Below are 18,592 nucleotides of genomic sequence, written 5' to 3'. Positions count from 1 at the left end.
AAACCGCAACCATTGTTGCGGTTTTTGGATTTCTACAGGAGTTCCTCTCTAGCCCAAATTCTGTGCTTGGAAAGAGATTTCAAAAACCCATCACTGGTGGTATCAATAAAAAGTTCGGAGGCAGTTTTCATCTCCGTTTTACAACAAGGCAGGCCTAAATCTTTAATAAACCCTTCCACCCCTGACAAGACCAGAATTGGCTTGCAATGGTTAAAAGCATCCATCGCAAATTCTTTCACTTTTCCATGGCCCAAAAGTTCGGCACTACTCATCTTCCCACCTCCTATTACGAGGGCATCATATAGGACGGAATCCGTGTTAAAAAATGTTTCGGAAATTTCCACCTCTTCACCGGAACCAATCTGAATTTTTCCAAGTCTGGTAGAAACGACTTTCAATTTAGCTCCTTCCTTTTTTAACTTTCGCTCCAATTCTTTAAAACCTTGTATTTCCTCCTTTTCAAGTGTGAGGTAGGCGACATTTCTCGTCTTTGCAGCGTGCTTCAGATTTTTAATGATACTGAGCGCATCATCGGAGTTGGTTTTGGGATCTTTTACAATAGAAGTGTAGTGTGTTTTATCCGCATCTGCCGGTATTCCTTCATTTACTGGCTTGGCGGGTTTTTCTGGGATGTCGACACCGATGGCCTCAGCCACTTTTTTTGCCAGATTCATATCAATATTGGTCAACTGATCAACCATATTCTCTCGGACAGAGTTGCGCGTTACTTTGGAAAGTTCAAATTGCAGGGCATTTATGATGTGCTGTTGCTCCGTCTCGGTCTGACTTCTGAAAAACAGCCGGGCCTGACTAAAATGATCCATAAAAGACCTGCTCCTGGTGCGGATCTTCTTTCCGTCGATCCGTTCTTGATGGCTGTGAAACCCACCATCTTTCATCATTGCCTGAAACGGGCATCCCCCTCCTGTTGTATTTGGGTGGTAGCTAGAGACGCCTTCATTAATTTGTTGCCGCATGTGCCCATCTCGCTGGTTGTTTCTGATCGGATTGATGGATCTGTTGATTGGGATTTCATGAAAGTTGGGACTTCCCAATCTACTAAGCTGGGTATCCGTATAACTAAATAGCCTACCTTGCAACAAGGGGTCATTGGTGAAATCAATACCCGGTACCAAATGCCCCGGATGAAAAGCTACCTGCTCGGTTTCGGCAAAGAAATTTGCCGGATTCCGGTTTAGTGTCATGGTACCAATTAGCTTTACCGGTACCTCGGATTCAGGGACCAGTTTTGTGGGATCAAGTAGATCAAAATCAAATTTATGTTCATCTTCCTCTGATATCAATTGAACCCCCAACTCCCACTCAGGAAAATCGCCTTCTTCGATGGCATTCCATAAATCCCTTTTATGGAAATCGCTGTCTTTCCCGGAAATCTTTTGGGCCTCGTCCCAGAGGACCGAATGTACGCCCAACTTTGGTTTCCAATGAAATTTCACAAAAGTGGACTCATTTTTATCATTGATCAAGCGAAAAGTGTGGACTCCAAAACCTTCCATCATACGTAAACTACGGGGTATCGCGCGGTCGCTCATGACCCACATGATCATGTGAAGCGATTCTGGCATCAGGGAAATGAAATCCCAAAACGTGTCGTGAGCAGATGCCGCTTGCGGCACTTCATTATGGGGTTCAGGTTTGACAGCATGCACTAAGTCGGGAAATTTCATCGCATCCTGAATGAAAAACACGGGAATATTATTCCCCACCAAATCGTAATTTCCTCCTTCTGTGTAGAATTTTACTGCAAAACCCCGAACATCCCTGGCCAAATCAGTGCTTCCCTTGGAACCTGCGACAGTAGAAAACCTGGTAAAAACGGGCGTTTCCACGCCTACTTCAGTAAAAATTTTTGCCTTGGTATATGCACTCAGAGAGGTATGCAACTTAAACACCCCATGTGCACCAGATCCTCTGGCGTGTACGATGCGCTCCGGAATTCGCTCATGGTCAAAATGGGTAATCTTCTCCCTTAAAATAAAATCCTCCAGTAGCGAAGGCCCCCGGTCTCCAGCCTTAAGGCTATTTTGATCATCATTAATTTTGAGTCCCTGATCGGTAGTCATGGCCTCTTTTTCATTTTTCAAGGTGTTTCTTTCTAAATCCTTGCGCTTTTGGTTTGGCTGATTTTCGGAATTTTTCATTTGGATGGTATATTTAGGTTTATTACAATTCCTGATTTGTAATGACATCACTCCTATAGCAGCGGTACCTTATACTAGTTAGTTTACAGATTCCTGCACTTGGAATAAAATTATTAATGAAGTTGCTTTTTAAAAGAAGTCCTAACCAATCTTAAAAACATTTTCCTTCAAAAGGTTCTCAGTTAATCGATTGTCAAACATCTTGCCAAAACCAATAGCGATGTCGAATTTAATGGTATAATTTCAATTTTTTATTAAATTTTTTATTAATAATAAATCTATTTCTATAATGAATTTATCTAATATTAATCCACATCGAACCCATACATATTCGCGCTGTTTATCACAAGACCCCGCAATCGTTTGCAGACTGGAATTTTCAGAATATTCGGAGAATTGGGAGAATAAATGACTAAATTTCGCTCCTATCGAAAAGGAACCCATGAAAAAGAATACCGGAAATGTTAATTTAAAAAACGTATTCAAAACCATTATCTGGCCTAGAAGAAAGTTCGTTTTTATAGGCCTGATACTTATCGTCATCAGCCGGCTGTCGGGATTGGTTTTGCCCTATGCCAGTAAATACCTGGTGGACGAAGTGATTCCCTCCAATAATTTTGACTTGCTAAAATGGCTGATACTGGCGGTAACCGTGGCCGTGACGCTCCAGGCAGTTACTTCGTACGGACTAACCCAGATACTGAGTGTGGAAGCTCAGAATTTGATTGCCAAGTTGCGTACCCAAGTGCAGGCGCATATCATTCGCCTTCCGATACGCTTTTTTGACAATGCCAAAACCGGTGAACTCGTTTCCCGGGTAATGACTGATGTGGAAGGAGTTCGAAATCTGGTCGGTACCGGACTGGCTCAGATGGTTGGGGGCGTTTTAACCTCCCTGATTAGTCTGGTTTTACTCATTTACATCAGTCCAAAAATGACGCTATACGTACTTGTCCCGGTTATTATTTTCGGCTTCATCTCTCTCAAGGCTTTTGGTAAAATCCGTCCTATCTTTAGGGAACGGGGAAAAATAAATGCGGAGGTTACAGGAAGATTGACCGAAACCCTGGGAGGTATCCGTGTCATCAAAGGATTTAATGCCGAAAGACAGGAAACCGCCATTTTCGAAGCGGGGGTTCACCGGCTTTTCCTAAATGTCAAAAGCAGCCTTACGGCCACCAGCGTGGTCACCAGTTCTGCCACTTTTCTATTGGGGCTGGCATCTGCTGGAATTATGGGGATCGGGGGGTATATGATTATGGAAGATCAACTTACTTTCGGTGATTTTTTGGCGTTCACGTTACTGCTGGGATTTATGATTGCGCCCATTTTACAAATGAGTAATATCGGCAGCCAGCTAACCGAAGCCTTTGCCGGACTAGACCGCACCGAGGAACTGATGAATTTACCGCTAGAGGCCGATCCCATTAACCGAACCATTTCTCTAGAAAACATACAGGGAAAGGTCGTATTTCAGGATGTACATTTTGGATATGAGCCTGGAAATGAAGTCATAAAGGGCATTACATTCGAAGCAGCTCCCGGGTCGGTTACCGCACTGGTAGGCAGTTCCGGGTCCGGAAAAACGACGATTTCCGGATTATTGGCCTCTTTTCTGTTACCTACCGAAGGATTAGTAACCATAGACGGGCAGGATCTTAGCAAGGTAGCGTTGGATTCATTCCGTAGTCAGTTAGGGGTGGTGTTGCAGGATGATTTTTTATTTGAGGGAACCATTCGGGAAAACATTCGCTTTCCCCGACCCGATGCCTCGGAAGAAGCCTTCCAGGATGCGGTCTCATCGGCCTATGTGAATCAATTTACCGATCAATTTGAAAAAGGCCTGGACACCGTGATTGGGGAACGAGGCGTTAAACTTTCCGGTGGGCAGCGGCAGCGGTTGGCCATTGCCCGTGCTATTTTGGCGGATCCCAGGATTTTAATTTTGGATGAAGCTACCAGTAATTTGGATGCAGAAAGTGAAAATTACATCCAATCCAGTCTGAAGCGCTTAATGAAAGGAAGAACCACCTTCGTAATTGCACATCGCTTAAGTACGATCCGGCAAGCCGATCAGATTTTGGTTATTGAAAAAGGTAAAATTGTGGAAAGGGGCAAACACGAAGAACTGATTGCATCACAAGGCCGGTACTTCGACCTGTACACCTTTCAGGCCAGAATTTAATCTCCTATTTGAATCAATCGTGTACTATCAGATCCATAACGGTAAAACAGGTAGCATTGATCCGGGTTACTAATCTCCGGCGATAACTGCCTCTGCTGCTGACCTACCAGAGGTCATGGCAGCATTAATGGAGCCATTCAGCATATAGTCCCCTGCCAGGTGAACATGGTCGTACAATTTGGTATGCTGATACGGCATCCAGTTTTTTGAATCTTTAATCTGCGGCAAAGCCCTTGAAATCGTGTAGGTTTTTACATGTTTGAAATAGCTGGCTTTTATTCCAGAAAGTACCTGTAACTCCAATGCGATCAGCTCTTCCAGGTTTTCCAATTCTTCCACATTTTTGACTACCGAAACGGAAAGCAAGGCCCTTCCATCCTTGGCATAGGACTGACTTACATCCGTCATAAAGGTCAGGTTATTAATCAGAAATTTTTCATCGGTCACCAATCCAATCATGGGTTTACCGATAAAGGACTTTTGCAATGTGAAGTACAGGTTGGTAACCTGGTGAAATTTGGCTTCCCCCTGCCCTGTCAATTCATTAGGTGTCGTGGTAAGGATAATATCATCAGCAGTAATGGTATTTCCATCGGCCAACTCGATCTGATTTTTCTTTAACCCGGTAACCCTTGTGTTGAACCGAATCTGGGTGTGTTCCAACTTGTCAAAGAGCTGTTGCGCAATTTGTCCCATCCCCAAGGCAGGAACACTGGCATGCCCTTCTGCAAACATTTTAAACACAAATTCAAACATCCGTGAAGAAGTAGCCAGGGAGGTTTCCAGAAAGATTCCCTTAAAGAAGGGAGCAAAGAAGTTCTCAATAATCTTTTTTGAAAATCCGAATTTGGTTAAATATTCAAGTGTACTGCTTTGCGGGGAAGAAAAAATGGCATCTATTTCCTTTTCTTTCAGGTGCTTGATTAGGGAAAATAATTTCACTTTATCCCATAAGGTTCCTACCCTGGAGAATGCCATCGAAACACCTTTAAGCGGGTTTCTCAATGGATCATGAATAACAAAAGTAGCATCCGGCTTGAAAATGATGGCTCCGGGTCTAAACTTTTTTAGTTTCAGCTTTTCCAAATCCAGGTATCGATGGATTTCAGGATAGGCTGTAAGCAAAACCTGAAAACCCTGGTCAAGCAAATAGCCGTCCACTTCATCTGTTTTGATCCTTCCACCTATTCGGTCCCCTGCTTCCAGGATGACCGGATAGTAACCCGCTCTTTCAAGTTCAATGGCCGCTACCAATCCAGAGATTCCAGCTCCTATGATGTAGATGCTTTTGTCATTCATGGGTAGTTGTGTTTAGTTCAAGGTGTTCTTTTTATTCACCTTTAATGTTTTTCCGTTTTCGGAATTTTCCTTCCTGCGAGGAAGGGTTTCCCGATTCTTTTCGTTCTGCATCAGATCGGGCGTTTCCCGTTGCCTGGGAAGGATTATCCCTAAATTTGCGCTTGGATTTATTGGGTTTGCCTTTTGGCTTACCACCGCCCTTGGGTTTTCCTCCGCTTCGTGGATTCCGGGAGGGGGCACTTTTTAAATCCGGTCCCGGCCCGATCACTTCCGGGTTTGGTACTACCTCAATTTCCAAGCCAATTAGGTTTTCTATGTTCCGGTATTTGTACCGGTCTTTTTCATTGACAAAGGTGACGGCCTTTCCTTTCTTTTCGGCTCTGGCCGTCCTTCCAACCCGGTGAACATAATCTTCCGGGTCATTCGGGGTATCAAAATTGATCACCATTTCGATATCTTCCACATCTATTCCTCTGGAAAGAATATCCGTCGCCACCAGAATTTTCAGGGACTTATTTTTAAAGGAAGACATGATTTGCTCTCGTTCCGACTGATCCAGGTCGGCATGAAATGCTTCCACCTGAAACTGTTTACGAAGGGTTTTGAACAAGGACTTGACTTTATCCTTGGTAGAGCAAAAAATGATTACAGCCTGAAAATCCTGAGAATTCAGGATTTGCCGCACCAATTCTTCTTTTTGACCGTCATAGACATGATACACATATTGACTTACCCCTTTTGCGGTTTTTCCAAGTGCAATGGAGATTTGCTCCGGTTCGTGGAGTATTTGCTGAGAAAACTTTCGGATCTTTGGCGGCATGGTTGCCGAAAACAGCAAGGTTTGCCTTTTATTTGGCAGATGTTGGATAATCGTGAGGATGTCCTCCGAAAAGCCCATATCCAACATACGGTCTGCTTCGTCAAGAATTAAATGTTCCAGGGCTTCAAATTTCACTTTTCCACCTGCCAACAGGGCAATTAATCGTCCCGGAGTGGCCACCACAATTTCCGCCCCTAACTCCAGCGCCTTTCGCTGTTGCTCCCAGGTATTTCCATCCCCTCCCCCATAAATAGGAATGGAACTAATCCCCAGAAAATAAGCCAGCCCTTGAATTTGCTGGTCAATCTGTATGGCCAGCTCTCTGGTCGGGGCAATAATGAGTACTTTTACGCCTTTTTTCTGACTTTGGCTGATTTGATTGAGCACCGGTAAAATAAAAGCAGCTGTTTTCCCGGTACCGGTTTGGGCAGTTGCTATCAGGTCTTTTCCCTGCAAGATCAGCGGAATGGCCTGCTCCTGTATGGGCGTTGGTTTTTCAAAACCCATGGCATCCAGGCCCTCCTGGAGCTCGGAAACAAAATTAAATTCACTAAAGGTCAAATTTTCTAAATTTTAAGTGTACAAATAGGCCCAGCCTATCAATACCAGTTGCATCGGAAGCCGAAGCAATAACAACCATCTCGGAAGTCCTTTGTTCTTCTTTTGATACATGTACAGATTGGCCGGAAATACCGCAATCAATAACAGGATGATTCCATAGGCAGCTACTGATCGGGTAGATTCGAAAATCAAGCCCAATCCCAATACCACTTCTGCTACTCCCGCCATTCTGTTAACAAGTCTAGGAGCCGGAATGTAGGGCGGTATGATACTGATATACAACCTCGACTTCACAAAATGCATGAAGCCGGCAATTATATAAAAAATTGCCATTGCATAAAGAAAAGCTTCATCCATAAAAATTAATTGCATAAATTTCTTTATTCATTAAAATTAGGACTTCCAAATGGTAATACAAAAAATTAACCGTCAATTACTGTATTTATTTTATATTATCCTTTTTTGGTCAATAAGCTTTCGGCCGGTTTTGGGGCAAGGTACTCAAAAACCCGTACTGCACGGGAAGCATTGGATGGCCATTACCGGCAAACCGTTGGGTGCTACCGCCGGAGCTATGATCTTTCAAAAGGGAGGAAATGCAGTGGATGCTGCTTGTGCCATGCTGGCGGCTACCTGCACCATGTGGGACGTATTAAGCTGGGGCGGGGAAACCCAAGCATTGATATACAATCCCCACACGAAAGAAGTAGTGGGAATCAACGCGCTGGGAGTGGCTCCTACCGGGGCGACCGCAGCATTTTACAAAGAAAAGGGGCTGAAATTTCCTCCCAGTTTCGGCCCTCTGGCAGCAGTAACTCCCGGCACTCCGGGCGGCCTGATCACCATGCTTTCCCGGTATGGGAAATTAAGCCTGGAAGCGGTACTGGAACCGGCCATTGAAATGGCCCGTGGCTACCCCATAGAGGCACAGACCGCAAATGCCATTGAAAACGATAAAGAGGTGATCAAACAATGGCCTTATTCCAGGAAAGTCTTCCTGCCACACCTTGGTGAAGAACGGGAAGCTCCCTACCCCGGGGAAGTATTTTCGCAGCCTGATTTACTGGCTACCCTGGAAAAACTGGTCGCAGCTGAAAAAGAAGCCCTGCAAGAGGGCAAATCAAGGGAAGAAGCATTACAGGCAGCTTACGATCGGTTTTATTTGGGTGATATAGCAGGCGAACTGGTAAGGGGCGTACAAGAACAGGGAGGGCTGATTACCATGGACGATTTAGCCAAATGGAGTGTTAAAATTGAAAATCCGTTGCAAACCTCCTACAAAGGAATCGAGGTTTATAAATTGAAGGAATGGACTCAGGGACCGGCGTTGCTCCAAAGTCTGAACATCCTCGAAAATTTTGACCTTAAGGCCATGGGCTACAATTCATCCCGTTACATCCACACCTTGTATCAGGCCATGAATCTGGCCTTTGCTGACCGGGATTTTTATTATGGTGATCCTGACTTTGCTCCTAAAAGCCCGATGGAAGGACTACTTTCCAAAGAATATGCGAAAGAGCGATCAAAATTAATAACCGACACAAACAATCCCTGGACCAATCCGGGAGACCCCTATCCCTATCAGGGCCAAAAAAATCCCTATGCCGACCAATTGGAAAATTACGGTAAAAATTATTTCCGGTACAGTGAGGATGCCGATGCTGATGTCAGCGATAGCTTTCTTGAGGATTTCACAGCCGGTACCACCTCCATCGTAGCCACTGATGAGGAAGGTTGGGTCGTTTCGATTACGCCCAGCGGGGGGTGGATTCCGGCCGTTATCGCTGGTAAAACGGGTGTCGGACTCAGTCAACGCATGCAAAGTTTCGTATTAGACGAAGAAGTAAATCCATTTAACGTACTAGAACCCGGTAAAAGACCCCGGGTCACGCTCACTCCCTCCCTGGCGCTAAAAGAAGGAAAGCCCATGCTGGCTTTTGCCGTACAGGGAGGAGACACCCAGGATCAAAACCTGCTGCAGTTTTTCCTTAATATGGTGGAATTTGACATGAACGTACAGGAGGCTGCCGAAGCGGCCAACATGAACAGTTACCAAATGCAGGCGGCTTTTGGCAACCATGAAATCAAGCCAGGTGCCATGACGCTAGCCACTGAAACACCCTCCTGGGTACGGAAGGATCTCCGGCAAATGGGGTATTCCATCGATTTCAGAGAACGAACCTCAGGACCTATCAATGCCATTTGGATGGATTGGAAACATGGAACCTTTTGGGGAGGAGCCAGCAATCACGGTGAAGACTACGGTATAGGATGGTAAAATGATCAGGCCGATGTCCCTTGCAGGTAGCTCCTTATAATTCTGCTGCCTGTATGTGCATCCAGTCAAAATTCCTACGTCTCCCCAGGCTTACCCAGCCCTCTTCTTCCCAGCAACGCCACCATTCATTGTAAATGGGATGGGCGAATGCAGCACGGTCCCTCCCCCATCTCAGCTCGTTCCTGTCGGGATCAAAATCCACCGCTATTCCCCAGGAGTGAGTCGACCACTGGCTTCCGCCCCGCATTAAGCGGTTGTTAAAAGAACCTCCAAAATAATTCAGCCGTAAGGAGTTGATATCGTTTTCGCCGTACGTGTTACGAACATTCTCTAAAACCTTCGTCAGACTTTCGGCCACGTTGCGGTGACAAGTAATTTTTCGGGCTCTTAGACGGAGATCCCAGGCTATTTTAAGCTCGTATGGTGCACTTATGGTCACCAGATTTTCGCCGCGTCTACCATAATACTCATGAAATTCGGGACTGTTTTGCCTGGGCCATCGATTAGCTGGTTCTATTTCCTCAGGTCTCCAGGCAGCTCTTTTACGACCATGTTGATAAAAAAAGACCAGTTCTTCAAAAGCAAACTGCGTTTGAGTTCCCCAAAGACCATCAACTGCTCCTGCCTCTATGCCTTTTTCATTGGCTCCCAATTGAATCATGGCAGCAATCTTTTTGGTATTTGGCAATTGGGGGTTCATCCCCTCTATCCGATGCAAGGCGGCAAGGGTATTGTCGCCAAGTATCCCGTCAATGGCTCCCTGGTAAAGTCCTTTTTCGGCAAGTAGCCGCTGGACCACAATGATTTTTTCTTTCATGTTTTACGATGCTTATTTTAAAGCAATATAAGCTTATTCCGGAATAAATCTTAATGAATTTTACCTTCTTTTTGTATTTCATTCCGTATGCACTGCATCAATACCTCCTCTTTGATACAAGAATTTCCTGCAGCCAAGGTTTTCAATCCTACTTGCTGGATGATGTTGACAATATTCGCTCCGGTTAAGGGGTATTTTTTTGCCAGGTCTTCAATTTGCAGTGACTTCTCCAAGCCAACGGATTTGGGTAGATTTTTTTTCCAAAGCATCGCACGTTCCCTGGCTCCCGGAGCTTCAAAATCAATAATGGATTGAAATCTTCGTGTAAAGGCGGTATCCAGGTTGCTTTTAAAATTGGAGGCTAAAATGACCATCCCTGCGTGTTGCTCTATTCGCTGCAGTAAATAGGCAACTTCCTGATTGGCATATTTATCATGGGCATCCCGAACATTGGTACGCTTTCCAAATAAGGCATCTGCTTCATCAAAAAATAGAATCCAGTTTTTCCCGGCGGCCTTTTCAAATAAGCGGGATAGGTTTTTTTCAGTTTCTCCTATGTACTTGGAAACCATTAACGAAAGGTCGATTCGGTATACTTCTTTACCGGTAAATTTACCCAGAAGACCGGCAGTCAGGGTTTTACCCGTTCCGGGAGGACCAAAAAACATCACCCGATAACCGGGTTTAACTCTTTTCTTAAGGTCCCAGCTTTCCATCAGTTGGTCGTTATAGCTTAGCCATTGTTCCAGTCCCCTAATCTGAACCAGCGTTTTTTCGGACAGTACCAGATCTTCCCAGTCCAAATCGGTCTGTATGCGTTCGGCAGGAAACCCCGAGCTTGGTTGCGGTGCTCTTACCTTTTCCAGCAAAAGCTGCTCGGCAAACTCCCCATCGAGAATTAACGGACCGGCATAAAAGGGTTCTTCTGCTGCTGTGTTTCCGAGGCTTACGTAATGGTGGGTAACTAATGGGGAGTCCTGAAAAATATTCAGGTATTTCTTGCGCGTAAGGGGATCCTTTCCCGCCAGCAGGTACAACAAGGTTTCTCCTGTAGGAATAATCCCCCGGTGGTAGGTACTTTTATATCCTCCAAATTCCGGAAAATCTGCCCCCTCTGGAAAATAGGAATGAATGGTTCTACTTAACAAACCTGGATCCAGATAGGGAGAAAGGGCCAGTGCCAGTAACAGCAAATCCTGGTCTTTGATCCCCAACTCTTTGATGGTTTTTCCAAGAAATTGGTTCGGATCAAAAGAAAGTTCCATTTGGGGTTTCAGCAGGGTTTTGGTCTTTCCCAGATCGTGGTCCAGGCGACTTTTTATCACCACTTTCAAAAATTCCAGCAATTCCCTCATACAAAAATCCGGTTTATGAAAAATCCAGCTAAAATAGGCTTTTCATTGGTTAGCATCCAACATCTGCTTATATCGCAACGCTTTGGGGAAATCAGGCTTAATAGTCAGGGCTTTATCCAGCCAGGTAGTCGCCTTTTCCATGTATCCTTTACCTAAGTACACAACTGCCAGTTCGGTCATTATCTGATAGTTCTCAGGATTCATTTGAAGGATCATCTCCAACTGCCTGATTCCTTCTTCCCAATCTCCCATGGCCAGGTAGTTGATAGCGAGATGTTGCCTGCTTTCTACTTCGTCCGGATTTTCTGCCAAGGCCATTTTAAAGGCTTTTTGAGCTAAACCGAAGTTTTTAAGTTGGTATTCACACTGCCCGATCATCCGCCAGGCCATGACATTCCCCTCAGAGGCCTCTATTCCATGCAGGGTTTTCAATGCTTTTTCCCAGTCCTTTATTTTCATATACACTTTGGCCAGTTCGATGGCGTACACACTGCTTGGTGCGGACCGCATCAATTCCTGCCAAATGGCAATTGCCTTTTTAAAATCTCCGGTGTGTGCGGCCAAATGTGCCAGGCTGACCCGGGCACTATTGTGATTCGGTTCTTGCTGTAGCGCATTTTCATACTGCAAAGCCGCATCCTCGTACTTACCCATCATGGCGAGTGAATTACCTGCATTGACCATAAACTGAGGCTTCTGAGCCAGGCTTAGTGCCCTTTCAAAAAATTGCAGGGCTTTTTGGTATTTTTTTCCCTGATGGTAATAAAGTCCGAGGTTATTCAATAGCGAAGCGTTAGTAGGATCCAATTCATAGGCCTTATTATAGCATTCCAATGCCTTATTGAACTCTTTATTGAGAAAATGGCTGGCACCCTCATTGTTCAGTGCTATGGCTTTTTCTTTATCCATTCCCCCAATTTAAGCAAATAAATCGTCTTTTATATCCGAAGCCAGGCCTTTTGCCATATCGATTACGTCCAGGTCGGGATAGATGACTTCAATGTCATCAAAGGACATATCAAAAGGCTCCCCTTCCCGGTAATGTACCGGGAATACAATCCCAAACTGGATCCCAGGCCCCCACTCATAGGCTGCCAGGTTGTGCCGCCAGGTTTCCGATATGGACAAAAATCCTACCCCCAAACTGGCTCGGGCAAAGGCATTGATTTCGAAGACAAATTTTGGGTTTACCGTAATCCTACCACTGGCATCCAATGCCAGGCCCGTCTGGGGACTCCAATTGACATCTACTTCTGCCAGGGCCTCGCCTTCCAGTCCCAGGGTACCGGTAAGTTCGATTCCCCCTGACAAGCTGGCGATGGCCACACTCACTCCCAAGCCCAAATCTCCTCTTAGGGTCAGCCCCGCATCTGCAGGGATGGCAAACTCCCCATGACCGGCAACGGTGGTTTCCTCCTCCCGCTCAGGGTTGTAGGTGATTTCTGCCGACAGGTTGCGCAATTCACCCGGACCAAAACCAGCAGTGAAATCCAGTCCGCCGCCAATTTGGGCTACCAGCCCAATACTTCTTGGCCCCAGCGGTATGGCAAACAAGGGGATTTCAATAGTCGGTACCCGAAAGAGGTTTCTATTAAATTCCCTTCTTCGGAATACTTCATAGCTTTCGGAGGCCAGCCTGGCGTTCACCTCAATTTCCCCGGTAGGTAACAGGCGGACCCCGGCGGTGGCTGCCAACCAAGGCGTAAGCTGTAAGGTTAGTTCCCCTCCACCATATACCCGCATGCTTTCGTCGGGTTCACCCGCAGGTTGCCCATCCTCACCAATGGGCCGGTTGGTAGCTCCCACTTCAATGGTACCGCTTAACATTCCCCGACTGTAGGAAGCCGAACCTTCTATGGTTAGTGCACCGTTTTCGTAGGTTACGGCTAAGGACGTGGTAATTCCCGGAATATCAGGTTGGGCAGTACCGGACACAAAAACCTCATAAGCTTCGGCTCCAGCGGGTTTAGATACCCTAGCTTCGACGTTTCCGCCGGTTATACCTGGAATATCACTACTCAGATCAAAATTTCCTCCGATGGAAAATCCCGCTTCACCGTATTGTATATCCATGCTTCCACGCTCAATGCCTGGAATATCCAGTTCGGCCTCCGCCGAGGCTGCAAAGTTGTTTTCACTGTAGGAAGCCGTAATGGTGGCACTTTTGACTCCCCGGACTTTTCCTTCCGGAATACCTATTTCGCCGCCGATCGTCCAGGTATTTTCTTTGTATTCCACGTTGATCTCGGCCGGATCAAACAGCTCGGAATCGAAATTAAATGCACCCTCCAGTTCAAAACCTCCGGAAGTCGAAGCCGCTGCGCCAATATGGCCTTCGCCGACCTGGTTTATTTCAAAATTCACTTCCCCTGCTATGCCCAACCCTGCTGTTCCTGCAAATATTTCAAGCGAAGTATTGGAAATAGTAAATGGAGAAGGAAAGTTAAAATCACTTGCGCTAAAAATCTTGCTAATTCTAACACCATCTGAGTCAATTTCAATAGTAATTCCTGCATTAGAGATAAGAGGAACAGTTGGAGCAATTGTTCCAGAGGCTTTCAGGCCTACTTCATCATCTAATTCAGCGGTGGAAAGCGTGATGGGACTTAGCTGCCTGAGCTCCAAAGCGTGCAACGCTGCTTGTAACACACTTGGTCTTGAAATTACACCTCCATAGGACACACCAGGGTCAGGATTTATCGTAAATGCGAGGTTGGTTTTCTCCCTTATCATTCCGTCTGCGCCCGGAAAAGCGGTGCAAATTACCGCTCCATTTCCACCTTGCTCCTCCCCACTTGTTGCTGAGGTGTAAATAACGCTATCAATTCTTAAATTGGCACCTCCTCTTTTTCCTATAAAAATACCTAACTCACTTAAACCATCTTTTCTTCCTGCACTCCGTGCAGTTTCATCCCAAGGTATTTTTATCATCCGACCGCCAGTAGCATTTGAATACAACACCAATTCATTAGGACTACCTCTTAAACCTGCTGCCTCTACTTCTGCTTCCGAAAAAAATTTCAATCCGCGTAAATGACGACCTTCTTTTACGCTGTCCAATGACCAATATTGATTTGAATCTGCTCCGCTAGCAAGGTTCATCCCCCTGCCTGCGGCCACTCCGTTTTCTACGGTAATCGCATAATTACTTTTAACTGTGTCGAAATCCGGTGGGTTTAACAAAAAATCGTTGGATTCGGTAAGTGCTAGTCTAATTCTCCTATTGATTTCATTATTAATCAGAGAGCCCGAAGAACGATTCGCCGATGACTCTAACATCCACATGTTTTGTAGATCCGTCTCGTTCCCTCCAAGTTGTAGCTCCCTTTTATGGTCTACGTCATGGGGTTTGTACTGACCTGACGAAGTCCAATACGGTCGGGAAATTCTTCTTTTAATTGTTGCTTCACTTCCAAATATTACACCTTCCTCCCCGTCAGATTGCCCCCTGGTTTCCCTTGCACTACCACCCTTCAGTGTTAAATAGTAAACTGGCGTACGAATTTCAGCCAGTGGTGGTGGATTTTCTTGTCGAATTTTATTGGAAAATTCATCTGAAAAACCGCTTCCACTCATCGCACTGGTTTCCCATACGGTCAAATGATTGTTTTGGCGATTTGGGCCTCCTACCGGCAGCTGAAACCTCGTATTTGGGCCGAAGGGAACCTTAAACCTGGGTACACCAATCTTCGGTATCGTTATAGTTTGCAGACTGGTATCAATCGAATAGTCCTCTCGCGTACCTTGGTCTGTGAAAAAATGCGAATTAGACACTGGCTCCGAAACTTGGTCTTCGGTTTTTTGAATGATACTTTTTTGTACGGTAGTGCTTGCCCCCTGCTGAAGCGTGTGTGTCAACTCATGGGCCAACAGGTGTTGCCCGGATTGACTGGAGGGATTGTATTTACCTTCGTTAAAATAAATATCCCTTCCATGCGTAAAGGCCTGAGCCCCCAGGTCCTGGCTCATTTGAACCGCCTGCGCATCGGTATGAATGTTTACCTGGCTAAAATCCGCCCCAAAACCGCTTTCCATACCTTTCCGTGTCGTTGGATCCATGGCCGATCCTCCGGATTTTTGGGAAATCTGTGATTCCAGATGGGTACTGATTTCCGAATTGGCATCTTCCTTCCGTTGAAGCATCCCGGCATCCTCCTCCGCAGGGAAAGCATGTTCCCCGGACTGGGTATCCCGATGCACCTCTTTTTCTTCCTGTTTTTGGACTATTTCTTCTTCCGTAGCAGGTTCCTCGGCAGCTTCTGACCGAAATACAGGCGTTACACCGCCCGCAAGGGGCTGTGCTTGTACCTCGCCTGCCGGGTGCTCCTTTTTTTGGACCCGATTCACTGTATCCTCCTGTGCTTGCAAGGAGCCAGATTTTTCCTCCAATTGGGATTCGGAAGACCTCTGAACCACCTGATCTGCCATGGCATCGGCCTCTTGCTCGTATTTGTCCCCGGGCTGCCCCACCTGAAGTTTAGCTTGGAAAAAATCACCGCTTTGCTCCGTTGCGGGAGCTTGATTGGGCTTGCCTGATGTCCGTTGAAATACTTTCATGGCAGTACTAATTAAAAACTATTTCTCCAGGGTATATAAATCCACCAGGCTAAAAAGATCAAATTGGTTGACCTTTTTGTTCTCGATGTTTTGATTGACGGTATCTAATTGCTCCTCATTGGTTTTTACCAGTTTAGCATCCGCTTCAGCAGCGGTATAGCCAGGGTGTCCTCCTCCTCTCCACATGATATTATCCGGATTGGACTGATGATGCAAATCCTTTATAAGCCCCCCTAAAAGAGATTTTTCTTCACCTTTTTCTATCAGGTGTTTTAATTTAGATTTCAGCCCTTTTTGCTGGATGGTATGTGTAAGCTCATGTGCCAGGAGTTGTTTTCCCGCTTTGGTATCCGGATGGTAGTTGTTTTTATTAAAGAAAATATCATTTCCATACGTAAATGCTTTCGCATTCAGCTCCTTGTTCATCCGCTCGGAAGTAGCATTGGTGTGCACACGGACAGCACCAAAATCAGCACCAAAAGCTTCCTCCATTGATTCCCGGGTGTGGTTTTCAAGAGGCCTTCCCTTGCCCGTTTCCTGACGAAGCAGCGGTTCCATTTTTTCCGCATTCCCTTGCCTGTCAAAATCAGAAGCATTTTGGTTTGCCTTGGCTTGAACCGACTCTTCTTCTTGCTGCATTTGAACCTCTTCCTCGGTTTCACTCATCACTTGCTCTTCTTCCGATTCGGTCATCTGAACTTGCTCTTCATCGGATTCGACCATCTGAAGATGCTCTTCTGCTTCTTGTTCCTCCACTTGTTTTTGCAGTAAATTTTCAGATGACTCCTCCTCTTTTGAGGCGATCCTTTGCTCCGAACCTGGGTTGCCTGAACGGAAGAACGGATTTTCTTTCCTGTGATGGAAAAATGGGTTCATAACCCCGACGGAAGATCTTCTATAAACAGCTTTTTTCATGTCGTTAACAAATTACCATTCTACCCATACTAATTTTGAATGCCAGGGAAGCTTCACCAGGGATAAATTCCACGGCAAGCTCTCCAATAATATATCCTGAGGCTTTCGCTCGACATAAAGATGATCAGCGGACGATTCGATGACCAATTTACCTCTGCGATTAATAAATTCGTTTCGGACGGTTTCTTTTCCCGTGTTTTTCAGCTTTCCCCAATGTTCTAGTAAGGATCCTAATAACCTCTCCGTATTTTCTTTAACGGCATCTGGTAAGGTGATTTCCCGGGAAACGGGCATTTGCAATGGAATGCCGCAAAGGTATTTTTCAAAAAGCAGTTCAAAATCAAACGGCTTCTCCTCCCTGTTCGCCAGGAAATAAAGCGAATGAGCGGCCAACTCTTTTTCAATAAGATTTCCTTTTTCATCCAAAAATCCGCAATCCGCAAAAAAGGCTTTCAGAAAGGGGTGAATCAAAATTAACCCGGCACGATCCACATATTGCTCAGCTTTCTTTACCCCCTCCTCTATTTCCAATTCGTCAAGCTCTTTCTCCGTATATGCCTGCTTTTCGGTTTCGAATCCTGACTCAGGCCCCGCAAGTATCCCTTTCTCTAGAAATGTACTCCAATCCCGTCGATCTTCCGCTGAAATCAAGGGAAGAATTACTTTAATTAACTGGGTTTTACCTTCCTGGGAAACATGTTCACGAAACCAGCGAGCCATTTTTCCGGTCTCTCTTGCCATTTTCAGATGATCAAACCCCTTGGCAACCAAGATCCCCACCAGCACATGCCTTTCCTTTGCCGGGAATTTTTCTAAAAGGGCCTCCATTGCCGACTTTTCCAGAGACACCCATTCTTTAAGACCTTCCCAGAGTACAGCACTCAGCTCTGAAACGGAATATTGTGAAATCAGTCGATACCGTACCTGAGAAAACTGCAGGCTATGCAGGAAGGACCTCCGTTTGCCAATGGCTTTGAGCTCAGAGACCAGGGTTGCCCTTTGAAACGCTTCTTTTGCGAGTTGGCTTTCAAACCACCAGGGCAATAAACCAGTTTGAAGGAAATGCAGCCAAGCCTCAAAAAACCGATCCTCTTTTTGCCTCAGCTGTGGACCTTTCTCTATTTTTTCTTTGGGAAACGTTTCATTTCTTCGTGCCGGAGAAGTTGGCTTCCCATTTTCTTTATACCTGTAGGCAAAACTTTCAATGGGAGAACGCAATTCAGGCATTTCACCGATAAGTTCATTCATTGCCATGCGAATGGGCCGCTCAAAATTTGGCTCACCGAAAAAATCATCCGTTTCGAACTGTAGATCTAAAGAAAGGCGGGGTATCTCCAGCGTCTGCTTTCCCAACTGCGCTTCCAATTCATCAAAATAAGCTTCCAGGTGGGGTAGAATTTTCTGATAAAAAAAGGTTGCCGCCTCTCTTTCCATGAGTTTACCTGTTTCCGTCGAATTGGTAAAAATGTCCAGAGTAACTTTTTGAACGATATGGTTGCCATTTTTACGCATAATTGATTTGATTCGTAACTATTTTTCTGTATTTTTATCTCTGCAAAGTCGCAAGACAAAGCATTATTTTACTGGCAATTAAGTATGGAATAGGAAGCAGTCGTAAAGTCAAAATATCTGGAAATTGCGCG

The 18,592-nt window shown here is 45.4% G+C and carries 12 protein-coding genes; 2 read left to right on the top strand and 10 right to left on the bottom strand.

Going from position 1 to position 18,592, the window contains the following annotated elements; all coding sequences use genetic code 11:
- Positions 1–32 precede the first annotated feature (32 nt).
- Positions 33–2,162: a catalase gene (locus tag GJQ68_RS00910; RefSeq protein WP_162415432.1), complete on the bottom strand. Its 2,130-nt coding sequence runs from the start codon at positions 2,160–2,162 to the stop codon at positions 33–35.
- A gap of 442 nt (positions 2,163–2,604) precedes the next feature.
- Here GJQ68_RS00910 and GJQ68_RS00905 point away from each other — a divergent pair, with 442 nt between their 5' ends.
- The gene (locus GJQ68_RS00905; protein ID WP_162415431.1) at positions 2,605–4,347 is read left to right on the top strand and encodes an ABC transporter ATP-binding protein; all 1,743 of its coding nucleotides are present in this window, start codon (positions 2,605–2,607) and stop codon (positions 4,345–4,347) included.
- Positions 4,348–4,416: 69 nt separating this feature from the next.
- Here the strand turns inward: GJQ68_RS00905 and GJQ68_RS00900 are convergent, their stop codons facing one another.
- The 3 genes from GJQ68_RS00900 to GJQ68_RS23600 are packed head-to-tail and all read right to left on the bottom strand — an operon-like array spanning position 4,417 to position 7,255.
- Positions 4,417–5,646, bottom strand: a complete 1,230-nt coding sequence (locus tag GJQ68_RS00900; protein ID WP_162415430.1) for a protoporphyrinogen/coproporphyrinogen oxidase — start codon at positions 5,644–5,646, stop codon at positions 4,417–4,419.
- A 31-nt stretch (positions 5,647–5,677) separates the two neighbouring features.
- Complete coding sequence (locus GJQ68_RS00895) at positions 5,678–7,027, bottom strand: DEAD/DEAH box helicase (protein WP_162415429.1); 1,350 nt, start codon at positions 7,025–7,027, stop codon at positions 5,678–5,680.
- Positions 7,028–7,039: 12 nt separating this feature from the next.
- Positions 7,040–7,255: a DoxX family protein gene (locus GJQ68_RS23600; RefSeq protein ID WP_317174407.1), complete on the bottom strand. Its 216-nt coding sequence runs from the start codon at positions 7,253–7,255 to the stop codon at positions 7,040–7,042.
- Positions 7,256–7,559: 304 nt separating this feature from the next.
- Here GJQ68_RS23600 and GJQ68_RS00885 point away from each other — a divergent pair, with 304 nt between their 5' ends.
- Complete coding sequence (locus GJQ68_RS00885; protein WP_235941017.1) at positions 7,560–9,305, top strand: gamma-glutamyltransferase family protein; 1,746 nt, start codon at positions 7,560–7,562, stop codon at positions 9,303–9,305.
- A 34-nt stretch (positions 9,306–9,339) separates the two neighbouring features.
- Here GJQ68_RS00885 and GJQ68_RS00880 read toward each other — a convergent pair whose 3' ends face one another.
- Genes GJQ68_RS00880 through GJQ68_RS00855 form a run of 6 tightly spaced genes read right to left on the bottom strand, consistent with a single transcriptional unit; the run spans position 9,340 to position 18,461 of the window.
- The gene (locus tag GJQ68_RS00880; RefSeq protein ID WP_162415427.1) at positions 9,340–10,122 is read right to left on the bottom strand and encodes a M15 family metallopeptidase; all 783 of its coding nucleotides are present in this window, start codon (positions 10,120–10,122) and stop codon (positions 9,340–9,342) included.
- Between the two features lie 50 nt (positions 10,123–10,172).
- The gene (locus tag GJQ68_RS00875) at positions 10,173–11,477 is read right to left on the bottom strand and encodes an ATP-binding protein (RefSeq protein WP_162415426.1); all 1,305 of its coding nucleotides are present in this window, start codon (positions 11,475–11,477) and stop codon (positions 10,173–10,175) included.
- Between the two features lie 42 nt (positions 11,478–11,519).
- On the bottom strand, positions 11,520–12,386 hold the full coding sequence (locus GJQ68_RS00870) for a tetratricopeptide repeat protein (protein WP_162415425.1): 867 nt from the start codon (positions 12,384–12,386) through the stop codon (positions 11,520–11,522).
- Between the two features lie 9 nt (positions 12,387–12,395).
- Entirely contained in the window at positions 12,396–16,034 is a 3,639-nt protein-coding gene (locus GJQ68_RS00865; RefSeq protein ID WP_162415424.1) for an eCIS core domain-containing protein, read from the bottom strand.
- A gap of 18 nt (positions 16,035–16,052) precedes the next feature.
- On the bottom strand, positions 16,053–16,949 hold the full coding sequence (locus tag GJQ68_RS00860) for an eCIS core domain-containing protein (protein WP_162415423.1): 897 nt from the start codon (positions 16,947–16,949) through the stop codon (positions 16,053–16,055).
- A 12-nt stretch (positions 16,950–16,961) separates the two neighbouring features.
- Positions 16,962–18,461 (bottom strand): contractile injection system tape measure protein, encoded by a 1,500-nt coding sequence (locus GJQ68_RS00855; protein ID WP_162415422.1) that lies wholly within the window; start codon positions 18,459–18,461, stop codon positions 16,962–16,964.
- Between the last annotated feature and the right edge of the window lie 131 nt (positions 18,462–18,592).

Origin of the sequence: Cyclobacterium roseum (assembly GCF_010119225.1) — a bacterium.
Classification (GTDB): domain Bacteria; phylum Bacteroidota; class Bacteroidia; order Cytophagales; family Cyclobacteriaceae; genus Cyclobacterium; species Cyclobacterium roseum.
The sequence above is the reverse complement of the archived record's forward strand: the minus strand, read 5'-3'. Positions and strand labels throughout refer to the sequence as shown.